General features: G+C 58.5%; 21 protein-coding genes and 1 tRNA gene. 14 read left to right on the top strand and 8 right to left on the bottom strand.

The features are described 5' to 3' along the window. Positions 1 to 23 precede the first annotated feature (23 nt). The 11 genes from trxA to GKG34_RS05325 all read left to right on the top strand — a co-directional run bounded on the left by trxA (position 24) and on the right by GKG34_RS05325 (position 10,615). The gene (trxA, locus tag GKG34_RS05375; RefSeq protein WP_005943661.1) at positions 24 to 332 is read left to right on the top strand and encodes a thioredoxin; all 309 of its coding nucleotides are present in this window, start codon (positions 24 to 26) and stop codon (positions 330 to 332) included. Positions 333 to 506: 174 nt separating this feature from the next. Beyond that, positions 507 to 2,102: an ATP phosphoribosyltransferase gene (gene hisG, locus GKG34_RS05370; RefSeq protein WP_154255737.1), complete on the top strand. Its 1,596-nt coding sequence runs from the start codon at positions 507 to 509 to the stop codon at positions 2,100 to 2,102. Next, complete coding sequence (gene hisD / locus GKG34_RS05365) at positions 2,099 to 3,376, top strand: histidinol dehydrogenase (RefSeq protein WP_005943655.1); 1,278 nt, start codon at positions 2,099 to 2,101, stop codon at positions 3,374 to 3,376. The genes hisG and hisD overlap by 4 nt, the downstream gene beginning before the upstream one ends. Positions 3,377 to 3,556: 180 nt before the next feature. Continuing rightward, positions 3,557 to 4,618 carry a histidinol-phosphate transaminase gene (hisC, locus tag GKG34_RS05360; protein WP_154255736.1) on the top strand — a complete coding sequence of 354 codons (1,062 nt, stop codon included), beginning with the start codon at positions 3,557 to 3,559 and terminating at the stop codon, positions 4,616 to 4,618. Between the two features lie 3 nt (positions 4,619 to 4,621). Further along, the gene (gene hisB / locus GKG34_RS05355; protein ID WP_120019996.1) at positions 4,622 to 5,218 is read left to right on the top strand and encodes an imidazoleglycerol-phosphate dehydratase HisB; all 597 of its coding nucleotides are present in this window, start codon (positions 4,622 to 4,624) and stop codon (positions 5,216 to 5,218) included. After that, complete coding sequence (gene hisH / locus GKG34_RS05350; protein ID WP_005943646.1) at positions 5,215 to 5,823, top strand: imidazole glycerol phosphate synthase subunit HisH; 609 nt, start codon at positions 5,215 to 5,217, stop codon at positions 5,821 to 5,823. Before hisB ends, hisH begins: the two co-directional genes overlap by 4 nt. Positions 5,824 to 5,970: 147 nt before the next feature. Further along, complete coding sequence (gene hisA, locus GKG34_RS05345) at positions 5,971 to 6,690, top strand: 1-(5-phosphoribosyl)-5-[(5-phosphoribosylamino)methylideneamino]imidazole-4-carboxamide isomerase (protein WP_097774582.1); 720 nt, start codon at positions 5,971 to 5,973, stop codon at positions 6,688 to 6,690. 16 nt (positions 6,691 to 6,706) lie between these two features. Next, positions 6,707 to 7,462 (top strand): imidazole glycerol phosphate synthase subunit HisF, encoded by a 756-nt coding sequence (gene hisF / locus GKG34_RS05340; protein ID WP_005943642.1) that lies wholly within the window; start codon positions 6,707 to 6,709, stop codon positions 7,460 to 7,462. 139 nt (positions 7,463 to 7,601) lie between these two features. Beyond that, positions 7,602 to 8,237, top strand: coding sequence for a bifunctional phosphoribosyl-AMP cyclohydrolase/phosphoribosyl-ATP diphosphatase HisIE (gene hisIE / locus GKG34_RS05335; RefSeq protein ID WP_005943640.1), 636 nt, complete (start codon positions 7,602 to 7,604; stop codon positions 8,235 to 8,237). 7 nt (positions 8,238 to 8,244) lie between these two features. After that, entirely contained in the window at positions 8,245 to 9,069 is an 825-nt protein-coding gene (locus tag GKG34_RS05330) for a histidinol-phosphatase HisJ family protein (RefSeq protein ID WP_044953902.1), read from the top strand. Between the two features lie 175 nt (positions 9,070 to 9,244). Beyond that, positions 9,245 to 10,615 (top strand): MATE family efflux transporter, encoded by a 1,371-nt coding sequence (locus tag GKG34_RS05325; protein WP_154255735.1) that lies wholly within the window; start codon positions 9,245 to 9,247, stop codon positions 10,613 to 10,615. Between the two features lie 131 nt (positions 10,616 to 10,746). On the opposite strand, the gene GKG34_RS05320 is transcribed toward GKG34_RS05325, so the two are convergent. The 4 genes from GKG34_RS05320 to GKG34_RS05305 form a co-directional block, all read right to left on the bottom strand. Continuing rightward, positions 10,747 to 11,382, bottom strand: coding sequence for a phosphoribosyltransferase (locus tag GKG34_RS05320; protein ID WP_044953901.1), 636 nt, complete (start codon positions 11,380 to 11,382; stop codon positions 10,747 to 10,749). A gap of 246 nt (positions 11,383 to 11,628) precedes the next feature. Further along, positions 11,629 to 12,165 (bottom strand): twin-arginine translocation signal domain-containing protein, encoded by a 537-nt coding sequence (locus GKG34_RS05315; RefSeq protein ID WP_154255734.1) that lies wholly within the window; start codon positions 12,163 to 12,165, stop codon positions 11,629 to 11,631. 163 nt (positions 12,166 to 12,328) lie between these two features. Continuing rightward, positions 12,329 to 12,943, bottom strand: a complete 615-nt coding sequence (locus tag GKG34_RS05310) for a twin-arginine translocation signal domain-containing protein (RefSeq protein ID WP_005943633.1) — start codon at positions 12,941 to 12,943, stop codon at positions 12,329 to 12,331. A gap of 122 nt (positions 12,944 to 13,065) precedes the next feature. Next, positions 13,066 to 13,761 carry a helix-turn-helix transcriptional regulator gene (locus GKG34_RS05305; RefSeq protein ID WP_005943631.1) on the bottom strand — a complete coding sequence of 232 codons (696 nt, stop codon included), beginning with the start codon at positions 13,759 to 13,761 and terminating at the stop codon, positions 13,066 to 13,068. A 339-nt stretch (positions 13,762 to 14,100) separates the two neighbouring features. On the opposite strand from GKG34_RS05305, the gene GKG34_RS05300 reads away from it, so the two are divergent. Together GKG34_RS05300 and GKG34_RS05295 are read left to right on the top strand one after the other, a co-directional pair. Next, positions 14,101 to 14,775 (top strand): histidine phosphatase family protein, encoded by a 675-nt coding sequence (locus GKG34_RS05300; RefSeq protein WP_005943629.1) that lies wholly within the window; start codon positions 14,101 to 14,103, stop codon positions 14,773 to 14,775. An 89-nt stretch (positions 14,776 to 14,864) separates the two neighbouring features. After that, the gene (locus GKG34_RS05295; RefSeq protein ID WP_005943625.1) at positions 14,865 to 15,470 is read left to right on the top strand and encodes a hypothetical protein; all 606 of its coding nucleotides are present in this window, start codon (positions 14,865 to 14,867) and stop codon (positions 15,468 to 15,470) included. A gap of 174 nt (positions 15,471 to 15,644) precedes the next feature. Here the strand turns inward: GKG34_RS05295 and GKG34_RS05290 are convergent, their stop codons facing one another. Continuing rightward, positions 15,645 to 16,736 (bottom strand): DUF3048 C-terminal domain-containing protein, encoded by a 1,092-nt coding sequence (locus GKG34_RS05290; RefSeq protein ID WP_005943623.1) that lies wholly within the window; start codon positions 16,734 to 16,736, stop codon positions 15,645 to 15,647. 12 nt (positions 16,737 to 16,748) lie between these two features. Then, on the bottom strand, positions 16,749 to 17,972 hold the full coding sequence (locus GKG34_RS05285; protein WP_044953898.1) for a DUF3048 domain-containing protein: 1,224 nt from the start codon (positions 17,970 to 17,972) through the stop codon (positions 16,749 to 16,751). A gap of 352 nt (positions 17,973 to 18,324) precedes the next feature. Between GKG34_RS05285 and GKG34_RS05280 the strand changes: the two genes are divergently transcribed. Beyond that, positions 18,325 to 18,400, top strand: a tRNA-Lys gene (locus GKG34_RS05280). Between the two features lie 155 nt (positions 18,401 to 18,555). Here the strand turns inward: GKG34_RS05280 and GKG34_RS05275 are convergent. Together GKG34_RS05275 and GKG34_RS05270 are read right to left on the bottom strand one after the other, a co-directional pair. Next, positions 18,556 to 19,959, bottom strand: a complete 1,404-nt coding sequence (locus GKG34_RS05275) for a site-specific integrase (RefSeq protein ID WP_112143829.1) — start codon at positions 19,957 to 19,959, stop codon at positions 18,556 to 18,558. Between the two features lie 14 nt (positions 19,960 to 19,973). Next, positions 19,974 to 20,279, bottom strand: coding sequence for a helix-turn-helix domain-containing protein (locus tag GKG34_RS05270; RefSeq protein WP_154255733.1), 306 nt, complete (start codon positions 20,277 to 20,279; stop codon positions 19,974 to 19,976). Between the last annotated feature and the right edge of the window lie 541 nt (positions 20,280 to 20,820).

The following is a 20,820-nucleotide window of genomic DNA, read 5'->3' as shown; positions in this document are numbered from 1 at the left end:
GAACCCTTTCAGGAGGTAGAAATATGGCAGTTGTTACGATCACGAAGGAAAATTTTGAGCAGGAGGTACTGCAGAGCGCAAAGCCTGTCCTGCTGGACTTCTGGGCCAGCTGGTGCGGCCCCTGCCGCATGCTCAGTCCCGTTGTGGACGAGGTGGCCGAGGAGCGCACCGATGTGAAGGTGGGCAAGGTGAACGTGGACGAGCAGCCGGAGCTGGCCGGCCAGTTCGGCGTGATGAGCATCCCCACCCTGCTGGTGTTTGAGCAGGGCAAGCTGGTGCGTCAGGCCGTGGGTGCCCGCCCGAAGGCCAGTGTGCTGGACCTGCTTGGGTAAATATGCGTGCTGAAAAGGAGCTGTTGCGCCATGCAACGGCTCCTTTTCTTCTTTTCCCTGTACAAACGCACAGAAAAATCGTATCATTGAGTTGAAAACACCGTCACTTTCCTACTTTACAACTTTACCGAGATAAAGTAAAATAAACTCAAGTAAGAAATGGGGGAACCGACAATGGAATTCAGCATTGCAAACCTGCAGCCCAAGGAGCGCGCCTCCTTTGCGCTGCGCGCCTTGTACGAAGCGGCGGGCTGCCGCAAGTATCATATGGGCCGGTTTGAGGAGTACGGCCTGTATCAGGAGAACCGCAGCTTTTTGTCGTCCGAGCAGGTCATCACCTTTACCGATCTGGATGGCCGTCTGCTGGCCCTCAAGCCGGACGTGACCCTCTCCATTGCCAAGACGGCGCAGCCCGCCCCCAGCGAGACCCTGTGCTACTACTATCACGAGAACGTCTACCGCCCTTCCGCCGAGAGCCACACTTTTAAAGAGATCAGCCAGATGGGCCTTGAGATGCTGGGTGCGGTGGGCGAAGCACAGGTGCAGCAGGCGGTGTGTCTGGCGGCGCGGTCGCTGGATGCGCTGGGGGCCGAGTGGGTGCTGGAAGTGAGCCACATGGGCTACCTGTTCGGCCTGTTCGACGCGCTGGGCGTGCCGGATGCCGCCCGCGCAAAGCTGCTGGAAAAGCTGCGGGAGAAAAACGCCCACGAGCTGCGGGCCGCCGCCGGAGCTGCCGGTCTTGCCGATGCCGCCGATACCCTGTGCAGCGTGCTGGATCTTTCCGGCGCCTATGCCGAAACGATGGAAAAGGCTGCAGCCCTGTGCAAAAACGATGCCATGCGCGCAGCGGTGGCCGAGCTGGAAGCGCTGGCTGTGCCGCTGGAAAAGGCGGGCGGCGTGATCCGGCTGGACATGACGCTGGCCGGTGAGATGGAATACTACAACGGCCTTGTGTTTCAGGGCTACCTGAAAGCCCTGCCCCGTCCCCTGCTCAAGGGCGGCCGCTACGACCTGCTGATGCAGAAGTTCACCCCCGGGGCCGGGGCCATCGGCTTTGCGGTCTATCTGGACGAGCTGGACCGCCTGAGCGCCCCACTGCCGCCGGTGCAGAAGAACAGCACCGACAGGGTGATGCTGAACGTGGCTCTGCCCAAGGGCCGTCTGGGCGATAAGGTGTATCACCTGCTGGCGGGCATCGGCTACGGCTGCCCGGAGGACTACAACGCCACCCGCAAGCTGGTGGTGGAAAACCCGGAGGCCGGCATCCGCTACTTCCTCGTCAAGCCCAGCGATGTTGCCATCTATGTAGAGCACGGTGCCGCCGATGTGGGCATCGTGGGAAAGGACATCCTCACAGAGGCTTCTGCCGATGTGTACGAGCTGCTGGACACCGGCCTTGGCAAATGCCGCATGTGCGTTGCCGCCCCGGCCGATTACAAGGACGACCCCAGCCGCCCGGTGCGGGTGGCCACCAAATTCGTCAACATTGCAAAGAGCTACTACGCATCCATGGGGCGGGACATCGATATCATCAAGCTGAACGGCTCCATTGAGCTGGCCCCCATTCTGGGCCTTTCGGACGTCATCGTGGATATCGTGGAGACCGGCACCACCCTGCGGGAGAACGGCCTGAAGGTGGTCACCGAGTTCATGCCCATCTCGGCCCGATTCATTGCCAACAAGGCCAGCTACCAGTTCAAGCACGCCGAAATGGACACCATGCTGGAAAAGCTGCGGGCGGAACTGCAGAACAAGGAGGAAGCAAAATGATCAAGCTGTATAACTTTGACGAGCTCAGGCCCGAAGAGATTCTGAACCGCGACATCCGCGCGGAAAAGAACGTGGAGGATGTGGTGGACGGCATCATTGCCGATGTGCGCGCCCGGGGCGACGATGCCCTGAAGGATTATGCGCTGAAATTTGACGGCGCGAAGATCGATGCCCTGCAGGTGACGCAGGAGGAGATCGACGAAGCCTTTGCGAACATGGACCCCTACTTCCTCGAAACGCTGCGCGAAGCCGCCGCCAACATCGAGAGCTTCCACCGCCAGCAGGTGCACAAGAATTTTGTGGTGAACGACAAGCCCGGCATCGTGCTGGGCCAGAAATATACCCCCATTGAAAAGGCCGGTGTCTATGTGCCCGGCGGCACGGCGGCCTATCCCTCCACCGTGCTCATGGACGTGATCCCGGCAAAGGTGGCAGGCGTGTCCGAAATCGTCATGACCACCCCCGCCGGAAAGGACGGCAGGGTGAACCCGGTCATCCTTGCCGCCGCTGCCACCGCAGGCGTGACCAAGATCTTCAAGACCGGCGGCGCACAGGCTGTGGCGGCTCTCGCCTACGGCACCCAGAGCATCCCTGCGGTGGATAAGATCGTTGGCCCCGGCAACATCTACGTTGCCACCGCCAAGCGCAAGGTATTCGGCAAGGTGGGCATCGATATGATCGCAGGCCCCAGCGAAATTCTGGTGCTGGCCGACGGCGGCTGCAACCCTGCATGGGTGGCAGCAGACCTGCTGAGTCAGGCCGAGCACGACAAACTGGCAAGCCCCGTTCTCGTCACCGACAGCCCGGAGCTGGCCAAGGCCGTGCAGGCGGAGCTGGAGGTGCAGATCCCGCAGCTGCCCCGTGCCGCCATCGCCCGCGCCAGCGTGGACGACAACGGCAAGATCATCCTCTGCACCGACCTGCACAAGGCCATTGAAGCCTGCAACATCATTGCACCGGAACATCTGGAAGTGTGCGTGGAGGACCCCTTCGGCGTGCTGAACGAGATTAAAAACGCAGGCAGCATCTTCCTTGGCCGCAACGTGCCGGAAGCGCTGGGCGATTACTTTGCAGGCCCCAACCACACCCTGCCCACCAGCGGCACCGCCCGCTTCTCAAGCCCCTTGGGCGTAGACGACTTTGTAAAGAAGTCCAGCTTCCTCTACTACACCCGGGAAGCGCTGGGCGAAGTAGCCCCCCGCATCGCCGATTTTGCCGAGCGCGAGGGCCTGCACGCCCACGCCCGCAGCGTGACCATCCGGTATGAGAAGTGACCCTCTCAGGCGCTTGCGCGCCAGATTCCCCTTTTTGTCACCCGCGGTGACATCTTCCCCCGGCCGGGGGAAGTCTTTCCTCGAAGGGGAGCTTTGAGAGTGGAAACCGTAAGATGCAAAAAAGCTCCCCCTTTGGGGGAGCTGGCAAAGCCGTAAGGCTTTGACTGAGAGGGTTTTTATATGAGTCGTTTTCTTTCTCCCACGCTGGCCGCTGTCACCCCCTACACCCCGGGTGAGCAGCCGCAGGATCAGCAGTACATCAAACTGAACACCAACGAAAGCCCCTATCTGCCCTCCCCGGCGGTGATCGCTGCCGTGAGCGAGCACGAGGTGGAAAAGCTGCGCCTTTACTCCGACCCCGCCTGTGCCGACCTGCTCAAGGCGGCCGCAGCCCACTTCGGCCTGCAGCCGGAGCAGATCATGCCCGGCAATGGCAGCGACGAGAACCTCTTCTTTGCGCTGCGTGCCTTCTGCGACGCAGACCACCCGCTGGCCTATGCCGACATCACCTACGGCTGCTACGGCGTGTGGTGCGGACTGATGCACATTCCCAGTCACATCATCCCGCTGAAAGAGGATTTCACCCTTGACCCGAAGGATTACTACGGCCTGAACCAGACCATCGTCCTTGCAAACCCCAACGCCCCCACCGGCATTGCACTGCCCCGGGCGGAAATTGAGGGCATCTTAAAGGCAAACCCGAACAATGTGGTCATTGTGGACGAGGCCTATGTGGACTTTGGCGGCGAGAGCTGCGTGCCCCTCATCGACCAGTACGAGAACCTGCTGGTGGTGCAGACCTTTTCCAAGTCCCGGCAGCTGGCCGGTGCGCGTCTGGGTCTTGCCATGGGCAATGCAAAGCTCATTGCCGACCTGAACCGGGTCAAGTTCAGCCTGAACCCCTACAACATCAACCGCCTGACCCTGAAGGCCGGGCAGGCCGCGCTGGAAGATACCGCTTATTTTGACAGGACCCGCGCCGCCATCGTGGACACCCGCGCATGGACAAAACAGCAGCTGGAACAGCGCGGCTTTGCCGTGCTGGACAGCTGCTCCAACTTCCTGTTTGCAAGTACCGACCGGAAAGACGGCGGAACACTCTACAAGGAGTTGAAGAAAAACGGCATTCTGGTGCGCCATTTTGACGCGCCCCGCATCCAGAACTGGCTGCGCATCACCATTGGCACGCCGGAACAGATGCAGACGTTTATGGAAACGCTGGATAAGATCATGGAGGAATGAACCATGCCGAACCGAATGATCTCGCTGGAACGCAACACCAATGAGACCCAGATCGACCTTACCCTTGATCTGGACGGCACCGGCCGCTACGAGGTGGACACCGGGTGCGGCTTTCTGAACCACATGCTGGAGCTGTTCGCCCGCCATGGCCGGTTCGATCTGGTGCTCACCTGCCACGGCGATGTGCAGGTGGACTACCACCACACCACCGAGGATGTGGGCATTGCACTGGGTCAGGCCTTTGCACGGGCGCTGGGCGATATGCGCGGTATCCAGCGCTACGGCAGCTTCTATCTGCCCATGGATGAAGCGCTGATCCTGTGCGCCGTCGATCTTTCGGGCCGCTGCACCCTGAACTGGGATGTCCATTGCAGCACCGAAAAGGTGGGCGATTTTGACGTGGAGTGCGCCAAGGAATTCTGGCTGGGCTTTGCCCGCAGCGTGCCCGCCACGATCCACTTTGTACAATTTGCGGGAGAAAATACACACCACATCCTCGAGGCCTGCTTCAAGGGCGCAGGCCATGCACTGGGCGCGGCCGTGAAGATCGACGAAGCCCACAAGGACGAAATTCCTTCCACGAAAGGACTGCTGGTATGATCGCAATTATCGATTATGGCGTGGGCAACCTGTTCAGCCTGAAGTCCAGCCTGAAGCAGCTGGGGCTGGAAGCGGTCGTCACCGCCGACGCGGACACCATCCGCAAAGCCGACCGGCTGATCCTGCCGGGCGTGGGCGCTTTTGCCGATGCAATGGCCAAGCTGGAGGCGACGGGCCTTGTACCGGTCATGAAAGAAGAAGCCGAAAGGAAGCCGCTGCTGGGCATCTGCCTTGGCATGCAGCTGCTGTTTGAAAAGAGCTACGAGTACGGTGAGCACGAAGGCCTCGGCTTTGTGAAGGGCGAGGTCTGCCCGCTGGAGCCCGACCTTGCGGACAAGAGCCTGAAGGTGCCGCAGATCGGCTGGAACGCCTTGCACATTGTAAAGGACGACCCGCTGTTCAAGTACATCCGTGAGGGCGAATACGTCTATTACGTCCACAGCTACTACGGCAAGAACTGTACGGAGAGTACACTGGCTGTGAGCGACTATTCCATTCCCGTCACCGGCGCGGTGCGGGCGGGCAGGGTGTATGGCACCCAGTTCCACCCGGAAAAGAGCGGGGATACCGGACTACGAATTTTGAAGGCGTTTGCGGAGCTATAACCCTCTCAGTCAACGCCTGCGGCGTTGCCAGCTCCCCCGAAGGGGGAGCTTCTAAAGAGTGAACCGTAAAATGTAAAAAGCTCTCCCTTCGGGAGAGCTGGCGAGCGAATGCGAGCCTGAGAGGGTTCGTTTCTGAAGGAGATTCAAATGCAATTATTTCCAGCCATTGACCTGCGGGGCGGCAAGGTGGTGCGCCTGACGCAGGGCGACTACAGCCGCATGACCGTCTACGGCGAGGATCCCTGTGCACAGGCGCGGGAGTTCCTTGCAGCGGGGGCCAAAAATCTGCACGTCGTCGATCTGGACGGCGCAAAGGACGGCACCCTTTCAAACTACGATACCATTGCCGCGCTGGCAAAACAGGGCGGCTTATACATTGAGGTGGGCGGCGGCATCCGCACCGAGGAACGCATTGAAACATACCTCTCCCTCGGCGTGGGCCGCTGCATCCTTGGCAGCGTGGCGGTGACGGATTTTGCCTTTACCGCCCGGATGCTGAAAAAATACGGCGATAAAATTGCCGTGGGCGTGGACGCAAAGGACGGCTATGTGGCCATCCATGGCTGGAAGGAAGTGAGCGCCGAGCCGGGTGTGGACTTCTGCAAGCGGCTGGCAGATGCCGGATGCACCGCCATCATCTACACGGACATTGCCTGCGACGGTGCCATGAGGGGCACGAACCTCGGCCTGTACCGCACGCTTGCCAAAGAGGTGCCCGGCGTGGCCTTTACGGCTAGCGGCGGCATCTCGTCCGAAGCAGAGCTTCTGGAACTGAAAAAAATGGGCACTGCCGCTGCCATTTTAGGCAAGAGCCTGTACACCGGCGCACTGGACCTTGCGCGCTGCGTGCAGCTGGTACAGGAGTGAACGGAGGGAAAATGACATGATCACCAAACGCATTATTCCCTGCCTTGATGTGCGCAATGGCCGCGTGGTCAAGGGCACGAACTTTGAAGGCATCCGGGACGTGGCCGACCCGGTGGAAATGGCCCGCATGTACAACGCTGCCGGTGCCGACGAGCTGGTGTTCTACGATATCACCGCCAGCTTCGAGGGCCGGGCGCTGTTTACGGATATCCTGACCCGCGTCGCCAGCGAAATTTTTATCCCGCTCACGGTGGGCGGCGGCATCAACACGCTGGAAGATTTTGACCGGGTGCTCAAGTGCGGCGCGGACAAGGTCAGCGTCAACTCGGGCGCACTCAAAAATCCCGACCTCATCCCGGCGGCAGCACAGCGCTACGGCAACCAGTGTGTGGTGCTCTCTGCCGATGTGAAGCGTGTAGACGGCCAGTTCCGGGTGTTCGCCAAGGGCGGGCGCGAGGACACCGGCCGGGATGCACTGGACTGGATCAGCTGGTGCGTGGACCACGGCGCGGGCGAGATCTGCCTGAACAGCATCGATACCGACGGCGTGCGCAGCGGCTTCGACCTTGAGATGCTGGATGCAGTTGCGGCGCGGGTGAACGTGCCCATCATTGCCAGCGGCGGCGCAGGCAAAAAGGAAGACTTTCTGGAGCTGTTCCACCACAAGGGCATCGACGCAGGCCTTGCGGCGGGCATCTTCCACCAGAAGCTGCTGACCATCCGCGACCTGAAAGAATACCTCAACGCAAACGGCGTGGAGATGCGGCTGTAACGCCGGGGTATTTCTCCCCGGCGCGGGGAGAAGCCGTAACGCGAAACTGGATTTCCACAAAAACAACCCGCAAACTCTTGCGTTTGCGCACCGAATACGCTAAACTAGTAATATCCCCATCCGGGGAGGGAGAACCGTTATGAATCTGAAATTTGATGAAAAGGGCCTGATCCCTGCCATCGTGCAGGACCACTACACCAAAGAGGTGCTCACCCTCGCGTACATGAACGCCGAGACGCTGGCGCTCACCATTGCCGAGGGCCGCACTGTGTTCTGGAGCCGCAGCCGTCAGGAGATCTGGCGTAAGGGCGAGACCAGCGGCAACGTGCAGCGGGTGGTGTCCATCACCGCCGACTGCGATGCCGATGCTCTGGTGGTGGAAGTGGTCAAATCCGGCCCCGCCTGCCACACCGGTGCCGAGAGCTGCTTCTTCAACGAAGTATACGTCTCGCCGGAACTGAAGCAGTTCAGCTGGCAGGGCCTGTACCAGCTCATCAAGGGCCGCAAGGATAGCCCCAAGGAGGGCAGCTACACCACCTACCTGTTCGAGAAGGGCAAGGAGAAGATCCTGAAAAAGGTGGGCGAAGAGTGCACCGAGGTCATCATTGCGGGCGAAAAAGAGGATAAGGAAGAGACCGTTTACGAGATCAGCGATCTTGCCTACCATGTTCTGGTGCTGATGGTCAGCGCCGGCATCACGGTGGAGGATGTGACCCGTGAACTGGAAAAACGTCACGTCATTGACCACAAGGTCAAACAGGAAAGGATGCAGTGAATTATCTATGGCAGATTATAAGAAGTCCAGTGTCCATTGCCACTCCACTATGTGCGATGGCAAAAATACCTTGCAGGATATGGCAAGTGCTGCGTGTGCGCAGGGCTTGACCACGCTGGGCTTCACCGGCCATAGCTACACCCAGCGCGACCGCGAATACTGCATGAGCCCCAGCCGCACCGCCCAGTACAAGGCCACCATTGCCAAGCTCAAGACCGAGTACAAGGGCAAGGTGGATATCCTGTGCGGCATCGAGTGGGATATCCTGAGCGAGGATAAGCGCACCGGTTACGATTACTGGATCGGCAGCGCACACCACCTGTACGGCAAGAACACCGGCAAGTATTACGAGATCGATTTTCGCCCGCAGGACCTGTGGGACTGCATCAACGATGATTTTGACGCAGACCCCCTTGCCGCTGTGGAAGCCTACTTTGCCGAGGTGGAAAAGGTGGCTGCCCTCAAGCCGGATATTCTGGCCCACATCGACCTCATCAAGAAGCTGAATGCCAACGGCGAGTTCTTCGACGAAGAGTCGCCCCGCTACAAGGCCGCTGCCCTCAAGGCCCTGCAGGCCGCAAAGGCAAACGATTGCCTGCTGGAAGTGAACACCGGCAGCGTGTACCGCGGCTACCGCAAGGACTTCTACCCCGGCCCGTGGCTGCTGGGCGAGTGGCAGAAGATGGGCGGCAAGGTCATCATCACTTCTGATTCTCATGATATCAACAGCCTGACCTACGGCTTTGACGAAGCTGCCGCCGCCATCAAGGCTGCAGGCTTTACCAGCGTGCAGGTGCTTACCGGCAGCGGCTTCGAGACGCAGGAGCTGTAAAAAATTGGAGATAACCCTCTCCGTCAATGCTTCGCATTGCCACCTCCCCCGAAAGGGGGAGGTTTTGCTGTTTCTTTTACGCAGCATAAAAGCTCCCCCCTTCGGGGGAGCTGGCGAGCGCCAGCGAGACTGAGAGGGTTGTTTTGCGGTAAAAATAGAACTTTGGAGGAACCCTATGACCCACGCGCAGCCCCAAAAGAAAAGCTTCTTCAACATGAACGTAGACCTGATGCACGGGCCTATTTTAAAAAGCCTGCTGCTGTTCATGCTGCCCATTCTGGTTTCCAACCTGTTCCAGCAGCTCTACAACACGGTGGATACCATGATCGTGGGCAATGTGCTGGGCGATACAGCCCTTGCCGCCATTGGCTCCTGCGGCTCGATCTACGAGCTTTTAGTCGGCTTTGGCATCGGTATCGGCAATGGCCTTGCCATCGTTGCAGCGCGCTCCTACGGTGCGCAGGACGAAGAACTGCTCAAGCGCACGGTGGTGGGGTCGGTCGTCATTGGCCTGATCGCCTCGCTGGTCATTACAGCGGCAGGCTTTTTCGGCCTGCATGCCCTGCTGCAGCTGCTGGATACCCCGGCAGAAATTCTGGAAGATGCCTACAGCTACATCATCGTGATCGACCTTGGCGTTGTGGTCATGTTTATGTATAACCTGTGCGCAGGCCTGCTGCGCGCCATTGGCAACAGCGTAATGCCGCTGGTGTTCCTGCTCATCAGCTCGGTGCTGAACGTGGGGCTGGACCTGTGGTTCATTGCCGGGGTTGGCATGGGCGTGCGGGGCGCAGCGGTGGCAACGGTCATTGCACAGGGCATCTCGGTGGTGCTGTGCGTTCTGTACGTGCTGGCAAGGGTGTGCATCCTCATCCCGGAGAAAAAGCATTTCGCCGTGGGCAGTCATCTCTACTGGGAGCTGTTCAGCCAGAGCATCTCCATGGGCCTGATGAGCAGCATCGTGTCTGCTGGTTCGGTGGTGCTGCAGTACGGCATCAACGGGCTTGGCACCCTGACCATTGCGGGGCACACCGCTGCCCGCAAGCTGTTTGCCTTTACGGAGATGCCGCTCATCTCCATGGCGAACGCCGGTTCCACCTTCGTTTCCCAGAACCGCGGCGCAAACCAGCCCGACCGTGTGCGCAGGGGAATGCGGCAGATGTATCTGTACTCAGTGGTGGTGATGGTCGCCGCCGTGGTGCTGATGAACTTTGGTGCTCAGTGGATGGTGCAGCTGATCTCCGGCTCTTCGGAACCCATCGTGCTGGAAAACGGTGCGCGGTACCTGCTGTGGAACGCACCGTTCTATGCGGTGCTGGGGGTGCTGCTGTGCACCCGCTACGCGCTGCAGAGCCTTGGCCAGAAGGTGCTGCCGCTGTTCTCCAGCGTGATCGAGCTGGTGGGCAAGGTGATCTTTGTGCTGGTGTTCATCCCGAAATTCCAGTACAATGCGGTCATCCTGTGCGAGCCCATCATCTGGTTCTTCATGACGGCATATCTGGTGGCGGTGTACCTGCACGAGCCGTTTGTGTTCCCGAAAAAATAACCCTCTCAGTCATCGCTGCGCGATGCCAGCTCTCCCGAAAGGGAGAGCTTTTTGCATTTTACGGGAAGCACAAAGAAAGCTCCCCCTTTCGGGGGAGCTGGATGCGAACAAAGTGAGCAGACTGAAAGGGGTTACAGCGCCGAATAGCCAAAGCTGTTCACCAGCGCATCGATGTGCTGGCCGGCCTTGCACAGGGGGCAGTCGCGGCTGTCAAAGCTGGCGTAGTCCGGCAGGCTGGCGGGGTCAAAGATGGAGGTGACTTCATAGCCCATGCACTCATGGGTGGTGGCAAAAATAGCGGAAAGGCCTGCCACGGTGCCGCCGTAGTAGTTCACGGCCTCCACAGCGGCCTGCACGGTGTAGCCGGTGGTGATGGAAGCGGACAGAATGAGCACATGCTTGCCCTTGACCATGGGGGCCAGATTGTCGCGCAGGATGATCTGGCTGCCGGTGGTGTACTCCGGGGTGATCACATAAATGGTCTGGTGGGCGTTCATGTTGGCAAAGCCGTCCTTGGTCAGCTCGTTGGCAAGGCAGGTGCCGATCACCTGCGTGCCGTCCAGACAGAGCACGGTGTCCACAATGGTGCTGTGCTGGTAAGCGGCCACCAGCTCCTTTGCCACGGCCTTGGCCTCGGAAAGGCGGGACTTCTGGGTGGTGACATCGATGTAATAGTTGATATGGCTGTGGCTGGTAGCAAAGTGGCCCTTTGCTACGCGAAGGAACAGGTTACTTTTTTTGGTGGGAAGCTTTACCATATTGATCATCGAAACAGCACTCCTTTTCAGGTTTTCCGGGTTGCCCCTCAAATGCAAAAAGCACCGCATCGCTGCGATGCTCCTGCACATTTTTATAACCCTATTGTACCGGAAAAGAAACCTGTGCACAAGGCATAAATCTACTAAAAAACTTTGTGTATTTTACATGATATCGCCCAAAACTTGGATACAAATGGCCCGCATACGCAAAAAGACCCGCACCACAGGGTGCGGGCCTTTAATGCAAAAGTAAAATCAGTCCACAATCGTAACCTTGATGGCATCGGTGATGTCCCAAGTGCCGTAGACATCACTGTAGGAATCAGTGATGCTACCGTTTGCGTACATCTTCGGAATGTACAGCACCTGAACCTTGGATGCGCTGGTAAGGTTCTCAATACCGGAAACCTTCAGCGTAGGAGTCACAGTAGTCTTCGCATCGACACTGGCGTTGGAACCACCTACCAAATCAATCGTGACACCGGAGACACCCTGATAATAAGTATGCAGCTTATTGTCAGCATCGGTAACATTTACCTGGAAATGCTGCTGGTTGACCTGCAGGCTCACCTTGGTATAGATCTCAAACTCGCAGGTGAGCGTATCCGGATTATAAGAAGCGCTCTTCAGCGTGGCATCACAGATGTTGCCGCCCGGAGACAGCTTGCTGCCAACAGTACCGGTAGGACGGTTCGGATTGGAGCAGCCGGTCAGCATGCCGGAACCTGCAATGGCAACAGCGGTAAGAGCGGTATATTTCATAAAGTCACGGCGGGAGAATGTATAGGACATGTTCGTTCCTCCTTTAAAAAGCAGATCAGTACGGCCTTGCGGCATTACCTATAAGATAGGCGAAACCGGGCCGGATGTCAATGCCTTTTGGCAAAATAAAATGATGAAATTTTGAGCTGTGACGTTGTTTTGCGACGAAATTTCGTCCTGTGCGGGCCGCGTATCAGGCGCGGGTCACGTCTGCAGCGGTCATGACGAAGGTCATGGTCTTATCCGCTGCAAAGGTGGGCATGTAAGTAACGCTCAGCTGCTGCCAGCCCTTGGGGACCATCAGCATCAGCTGCAGATAGCCGGTACCCTGCGGGGGCAGATTGGTGGAATCCGAGAAGGTCTGAGAGTTGGAGTTGTACAGCGAGATGTTGGCACCGCACTCCACGCTCTGGCCGTCGCAGGAAGCAGAGAAATCGGTAGAAGCTGCTGCCAGTGCGTGGAAGTTTGCATCCACGTTCTCCTGCGGGGGCACGGGATAAGCAGCGTTGATCTCGGCCAGGTTCTGTGCGCCGATGTTGAAGGTCTGGTTCTTGGTGCGGTTGACCACGGTGACCAGAACAGCAATGTATTCGTAACCGGCCTGTGCAGGTGCGGTATCAATGTTGAACAGGCTGGTCAGCTGAACGCCAAGGCCGTTCCAGTTGCTGACCTTATCACCGACCTTGACATCCACGATGGTGGCGCTGCCATTCTGCTGGCAGCCGCCCAGCAGGCTTGCTGCGCCCAGAGCAGCAACGGATGCGCCGGTGCACTTGAGGAAGGTACGGCGGGAAATGGAGTTGGACATAAAATAAATCCTCCTTTTGATAGGAAAAACCGTATTCCAGAATGTTCTATTCTGTTTATACCCTTTCTGCCCGAAAGATGCAAGGGCTTTGGGGCTGAATTTACAGCTTTTTCACAGGAATATCACCCTTCGTGGGTAAGGCCCTTCACATGTGTTTCGCTGGTTTTGACCAGATTTAACAGGCTGGGCGTATAAAGCGGGAACTCGCGGGTCAGGCTTTCCGTGGTCATGGTCAGGCAGGCCGGGTCCTTTACGCCCTCGCCGCCGTTCACATCCTGTCCGTCCAGCAGGGCTTCCACGTTGGCTTCGGACATGCGCATCACGGCATCGGAGCAGCCGCGCCAGCGGATGGGATCGATGCTGAACATACTGGCGGCGTTGTGGGGCTCGGCCGAGTACAGCAGGCGGAACATTTTGGCTACGGCCATCATCAGGTAGGCGCTTACCTCGGTGGTAAGGGCCTTGCTGTGGCACTGGCCGATCTTGGCGTACAGCACGTTCAGGCCGTTGGAGATCAGCTTTTTGTTCATGGTGGGCAGCACGCTGCCGTGGTAGATGTTGTCCTTCATCTTGTCCGGGTTCGGAAGGTCTTCTGCCGAGAGCATCATGCCGTTGCGCTCTGCACTGCGGCCCAGAAGATAATCGCAGGAAACATTATAATAGTCTGCCACGCGCACCACAAAGTCCAGGCCGCATTCGCGGATGCCTTTTTCGTAGTGGGACAGCAGCGCCTGCGAGACGCCAAGATCCTCGGCGGCCTGCTTCTGGGTGATGCCGCGTTCCTTGCGCAGCAGCTTGATGATACGGTTGAATTCCATGATTTTTGGCTCCTCAAAGTTCGATGTAAGGGGACATCCTTGTTTTTGGTTTACAGCAGGTTGATTATACACAACGGAAAACCTTTTGTAAAGCAAGAAAAGTGACGATATTTTTCGTTGATTTTCGTCATTTTTGTCAAAAGACTTGCTCTGGACACCATATCTATGCTAAACTATAGGTATTAACGCATACATTTTGTGGCGTGCGCGGGGCCGTAGCTGCCGCCAAAGAGCAAAAAATCTGGCAGACGACACGTTTTTCTGCCAGATTTTTTCTCCGCAGCGGGTTTTGCCGCCCGTTCCCGTGCCGCCGCACAGCGATAAAGAGAGGCACTATCCATGAAAACGTTCAAGCTTCATCTCATCCGCCACGGCATGACTGCAGGCAACCTGCAGGGCCTGTACATCGGCAGCGGCACCGACATCCCTCTGTGCGACGAGGGCCGCGCGCAGCTCAATGAGCTGAAAGAGCGGTTCGAGTATCCGCAGGTGGATACCGTGTTCTCCTCCCCGCTGCTGCGCGCGGTGGAAACAGCCAACATCCTGTTCCCGGATGCAAAGCACACCTTTACCGTGCACGACCTGCGGGAGGCCGGCTTTGGCAAGTTTGAGAACAAGCCGGTCAAGGAGCTGGTGCACGACGAGGACTTTAAAAAGTGGATCACCCCCGGCTCCGGCTATGTGCCCGAAGGCGCAGAGCCTACCGACCAGTTCCACGCCCGCTGCGCCGAAAGCCTGATGAAGCTGTTTGAGTATATGATCCGCATGGATGTGACCGAAGCAGCCTGTGTGACCCATGGCGGCGTGATCATGAGCATGCTCAGCCAGCGCGCCGTGCCCACCCGCCGCCCGGAGCAGTGGATGGCAGACCCCGGCTGCGGCTACACCGTGCAGACCGATGTGCAGCTGTGGATGCGGGACCGTCTGGTGGAAGCCATCGACATCGTGCCCTTTGGCTATGCCGATACCCTGCGCGGTCAGGCTGAGACCGAGGAGAACGAAGCCTTTGAATAAGGATTCGGTTACAGTTTCGGCCCATCCCTTGACAGAAGCGGCGCAATCCTTTATTGTATAAGGGAACGATTATTTTAGGAGGAAGTTCCATGTCCCAGTCCATTTCCCGCCGGTCATTCCTGAAATGTGCCGGCTCCGGTGCGGTCAGCCTTGCGGCAGCGCTGCTCACCGGCGTACCTGCAGCGGCACAGCAGCCGCGTCTTGCAGGCGAACCTGCCCTGTTGGACGGCAAAGCTGCCGTGGAGCTGCTGGGCTATGCCCCTGCGCAGGAAATGGGCAATGTGCTGGTGTACCTCTCGGTGGAAAACCTCTCCGCATCCACCCTGCCGGTGGGCGCAAGCTATCTGCAGAGCCGTGAGGTGTGCACGCTTGGTGAGCTGTACAGTATGGGCACCGGCGTTACCGCTGTGTGCGATGGCAAGCCGGTGCGCTGCGGCAGCTTTGCTGCGCCGCTCTACGGCGAGAACGCGGCGGATGCTTCGGTGTTCACCCTGAACCTGACGGCAGGCCGCGGCGCGCTGCTGCACTGCTTCTGCGCAGTGCCGGACAACTGGCAGACGCTGGAACTGACCTATCACCCGGATTTCGCGGCGGGCCGCAGCGTGACCTTTACGGTCAACCGCAGCACTGACCGCGCCGTGCTGGGCGTGGTGCCCACCTCTCCTGCCGAGGTCGGCAGCGTGGTGGATCTGTAACTCCTTCAGTCTCGCATACGCTCGACAGCTCCCTCGGAGAGGGAGCCTCTGGCGAAAAGGAAAACTTGGCCGTATTGCCAAAGCCTCCCTCCATGACGGAAGGAGTTCCTGAACGTAATAAAAGACCATCTGAGATACAGTTAAAAATGCCTCAGATGGTCTTTTTTTGTCTTGTCAATTCAGCACATTCTGCCCGGCGGAATCCAATACCGTCAGCTCCTGCCCGGTCACGCTGGAGACCAGCGCAATGTAGCTGTGTCCGGTGCGGATGCTCAGCGGCCTGCCGTCGGCATCATAAAAGGCAAAGGTGGAGTCTGTGCCCTGCGTCCATGTGATGTGCCACAGCTGGCTGCCGTTCAGCCAGACACCGCCGCCAAGGGACAGGTCGTAGTCCAGCGTGGTGCCGTCGTCCCGCAGGCTGGAAGCGGAGTAAAGGACCAGCAGATTGTCGAATTGCGCCTGCGCGCCGGTGTTGGCATCCAGCTGGGCGGTGCCGTCGGCACGGAGCATCCCGTAGGTGCCGCTGGCCGCATCGTAGGCAAAGCCGGTGGTGCTTTGGGGCGCAAAGTTGATCTGCACCTGTTCGGCATCCCGGGAACCGGGCTCCGGCAGACGGGGCTCTTTGGCCTGCGGCAGCAGGGCGGGCAGAGCGGAAATGGCAGAACTGTCCTCGGCAGTGCTGGCCGAGGAGGAAGCGCTGCTGCCATGGTCGCCCAATGCGCCGGAAAGGTTCAGGCTGCCCAGCACGGAAGCAACCTCCCCGCCGCTGGTATGCCACAGCGGCGCGCCGCTCCAGACATCATCGCAGGAAAAGGCGTTGCGGCCCACTTCCAGCGCGTCCACGGCCCGCAGGTTATAATAATCCAGATAGTTGCGGGCAAACTGCCCTGCACCCCGCTGGATGGGCAGTACTTCCTGCCCGCTGAGCAGCCGCCAGTAAAGGTCCTGCCCAAGGGTCACTGGGCCGACGGTTGGCATGGCCGATACCGAAGGATAAGCCAAGCACAGGCTGGTGGGCTGGCCGCTCTCGGTCAGGGCTTCCAGCACCACCGATGCGCTGCCAATACCCCACTGTGTGGTGCTGGAAGCGGCGTTGTCGATCACCACGGCGGCGGTGCGTTCGCCGGGATACTGCAGCTCCTGCCCGGTCAGCGGGTCGGTGGGCGCTGCACTGTCCGGGGCAGTGGTGCCGGACAGCGCACACCCGCACAGCAGGGCTGTGCACAGCACCGCCGTGCCAAGGGCCAGATTCCAGATGCGTTTCATGCGGTTCCCTCGTTACTGATAGCTGAAGTTGGACCACTCGTCGTCGTCCACGATGGCAAGATAGGTCTTGCCGCGGTTGAAAAGCATCTGCGCACCGGTCTTGTCGTAGACCCGCAGCGGATGCTCAGGCGAAGCCTTTTCCCAGCGGCCATGCTGTACAGCGCCGCGGCTGAAATAATAGGCATCGCCGCCGGAGATGTAGCTTACCTGCTGCACATCGCCGGAGTCGCCGGAATAGCGCTCGATGGGAGCAAAGCAGACCAGCAGGTTGTCAAAGCTCAGCTGCTTTGCGTTCAGCTCGTCCACGGTGTTTTCAAACTTGCCGGAGATGCGGCTGTACATCTGCATTTTATAGGTGCGGGACTGCGGATCATAGCGGAAGCTGGTCTTGTAGTGGTCCGAGTGGGTGATGCTGACCGTCCTGCCGGATGCTGCACCCTGCATGGCATTCTCCTCGCCGGTGCGGTAGTCCGCAAAGCGGAAGAAGGTGGTGTCGTAATCGTATTTCAGGCCGATGCCCGCATTGGAAGCGGCCTGCCGGATCTCCTTGCCGGAGGTGAACTCGGTGTGTTCATAGGCCACATCCCGGCCCCGGCTGTCGCGGTGAGCCACATGCGGATGGGTGGGAGTATTAAAGTAGCTCTTGCCGCCGATGTTCAGGCCGGAATAGTTGTATACGCTGATGAATTTGGTGCAGGCGGCGCTCTCACCGTCGTGGTAGTACAGCGCCTGATAGGGCATCAGCAGCTGCAGGAACTGGTCGCGGCCAGAGCGCAGCGGGCCGATCTCCGGGATGGAGTCGGCATCGTGGAACACCGCGCAGAAGCGGGTGATGCCGCCCTCCACCTTGCACTCGATCAGCAGATCGGCAGAGGAAAGACCGCGCTGCGGACGGGCGTTCTGACGGGAGGTGTTGGAGATGTTGTTCACCATCACGCCCACGATACGGCCATTGCTGCGCTTGGCCTCACCGGTCAGCGGGTCGGCATCGTAAGCGGGCAGTGCGGCAAGACTGGCAGCGGGCTGCTCGCCTGCTGCCAGCGAGGAAGCAACCATGGTCTCCGAGGATGCAGCAGAAGAAGCTGCGCCGGAAGAACTGATGCCCAGTGTCTGCTGGAGCCAGCTGGAAAAATTGCTGCCCAGAATGGCACTGCCGGAAGCACTGCAGCTGGAAAGCGCCAGCGAAGCGGCAGCGGCACCGGTCAGGCGAAGAACAGTACGGCGAGTGATCTTCATAGGAAAAACCTCCTGCAAAAAACGTATCGGCGCGGCCCGGCAGAATGCCAAAGCCGGGAAAAAGTTTGCGGGTGCAGCGCGGCGGGGCGCACACTGCCGGGCAGTAAAACGCAGCGCACTGCAGACGGATTTGATTTGATTGTAACGATTCTTGCCGGGTTTGTAAAGAGGAAGTTATCGGGATGAAGCCCCTTCCGCTGCCGACACCGGAGCATCTTCGATCTGCTGCGCGGATGAAAAGCGGAAGCCCACACCGATGCAGGAGCTTTTTGCGCCTTTTTGCCCGGGAACCCTTGCATTTTTGCGCAAGTTGTGGTAATATTATTCGGCAGTATGTTCACTGCGGAAATATGCGCTCGTAGCTCAGCCGGTAGAGCATCTGACTTTTAATCAGAGGGCCAGGGATTCGAGTTCCCTCGAGCGCACCAAAATCCCACGAAGAATCGTAAGATTCCTCGTGGGATTTTCCTTTTTCTGGGGCTCTGCACACTTTTGCACACTTTTTGCACACCGGCGGGAAAGCCGTGTTTTTCCTTGCATTGTCTGCATTCTGTGCATCGTGAGCGTTTTTTCCATACTTTTTTCAGGCGAACAGCAGGCGGGTGAACTCACGCCGCTGCTCGGGGTTCATCTGTCGGACAACTTTCAGCAGCCCTTCCGGGGTGATCTGGATGCTGTCCGGCAGATTTTCTTTTACCGGCACAGAGCCGGATTTGGGGGAGCTGATGTCCTGTGAATAGAAGTCTGCTTCCAGCTTCTCAGCCAGCTCCAACCGGGGCTTGTCCTGCGTGTGGGCGTAGGTGTCCATCAGGATGCCCGTGGTGGCGTGGCCGGTGTTGCCCTGCACGGCCTTGATGTTGCCGCCGGATTCAATCAACTGGTAAGTGGCACTGGAGTGGCGCAGACCGTGGAACACGATCTTCTCAAACTCCGGGTGCTCTGCACGCCAAGTGCGGTACCATTTAGAAAGGGCTTCCGGGGCAACAGGCATACCGTTGGGCAGGCGGAAGAGCTGGCCACAGTTGCGATATCTGCCATCCATGGCAAGCTCGTCCTGACGGAGCTTTTCCAGCCAAGCCAGCAGTTCCTCTTTCAAGGGTCTCGTCAGATAAAGGGTGCGGCTGGATTTCTTGGTTTTCGGCTTCTTCAGCACCAGTGCGGAGCTGCTGCCCTCACGCTGGTCGGGGAAGATGTGGTAGATCTGATTCGGGTCGGTCTTTTCCAGTGCAGCCTTTTCGGTGCGCTGTAAGCTCCTGCCGACCGTGATGGTCCCACGTCCATCCGCTGCATCGAAGTCGATGTCTCCCGGCTGCAAGCCAAGGATCTCTCCGACACGCAGCGAGAGAATCATGCTCAGATGAACAGCAAGGTGGAGCGTAGGGTCGGTCATGGTCTGCAACGCAGCAAGCATGGTCTTTTCGTCCCAGATGGCACGTTCTTCCGAGGTCGATTTCGGGGCTTCTCTCGGAATCGGTGACTTGAGGAGCAGACCCCACTCAACGGCATAGGAAAAAGCAGTCTTGAGCATGGCGTGGACTTCCCGGATGGAAGCACCCGTCAGAAACTGCCGCTTCTGTTTGTCGGTGAGCGTTTGCTTGACACCCTGCTTATACAGTCCGCGCGGTGTCCGGCTCAGCGTGGCGTAAAACTGTTCGAGGTCATACGTCTGAACCTTCTGAATCTGCTTCTTGCCGAGATAGGGCACGACAAGATTCTGAATCATGGCTACCGTGTGGGTGTAGGTTTTGGGTGCCCACTTGTGCTTGCTGGACTGGATGGGGAGCCACTTGTACAGCATTTCCGCTACCGTCATTGCATCGGGTATGAGGAACGTACCGTCCAAGAGTTCTTTCTCTACCGAGATCTTGCGGTCTTGCGCTTCCTTCTTGGTTTTGAAACTCTCCCAGCCTTCACAGATCCGGCCAGCATGGTCTTTGTATTTGAAACGAACGGAGTAGGAATCTCCGCGCCTGAGAATAGATGCCATAGATATTCCCTCCCTCAGACCGCAGCAAACCAATCGTCAAAGCTCTGCTTGCTTACCCGGATGCTGGTACCGAGGCGGATCACCTTGAAGTCTTTCGTGGTGTTGCACAGATTGTACGCAGCACGGTTGGAGATCGCCAACAGTTGGGCGATCTCCTCCACCCGGTAAACGAGCGGGGCGTGTCGGACGGTTTTGCTGGTCTGGTCAGAAGGTTCTACGGCAGGGGTTTCGGACAATTCCATTGTAGGGGATTCGGGCGCGATTTTCAAGTCCTCACGGGTCAGTTTAGCGGGATTTTTGCGGACATTCGTCATAGGCATGTCTCCTTTGCACTTCTCCAGACCCGGTGCAGCTCCGGTTGAGCTGCACCCTGTGGGCTGGTAAATATGTAAGGGCCTGCCGCTCCTGACCCGAAGCAGCAGCCTAAAAAAGTGCGAGAACTTGAATTTACGCGCCCCACGCGCCCCAAACCACACAAAAGTACCTTTCTGTGTTGATTTTACAGGGCGCATGGCTGAATTGTATGCGCCCTTTTGGGGCGCATCTTGCCTTCTCTCCCGCCCCGAAGGGCGTGTTGCCGCCCTGTATCCGCCCAAAAGGGCGGACACGCGCCCTAGGAAAACAGCGATAACAAGTCGAAACCACTGATTTGGGGCGCGTGGGGCGGGAGAATTTCACTTTTTGTGTGTTTTATGCCGCAGCAAAGGCGGGGTGGACGCATACGCCCCGGAAGCCGCGGTACTTTCCCTCGATGTGCTTGGAAAAGGTCAGGCCATACTTCCCCGCATTTTTCAGCAGGAACTGGCTGAACTTCTTTTGCGGAACAGGCGATTCCAGATTATCCTCGCACCACTTGGTGTA

The organism is Faecalibacterium sp. BIOML-A4, from assembly GCF_009679665.1.
In the GTDB taxonomy this organism is placed as follows: domain Bacteria; phylum Bacillota; class Clostridia; order Oscillospirales; family Ruminococcaceae; genus Faecalibacterium; species Faecalibacterium taiwanense.
The sequence above is the reverse complement of the archived record's forward strand: the minus strand, read 5'-3'. Positions and strand labels throughout refer to the sequence as shown.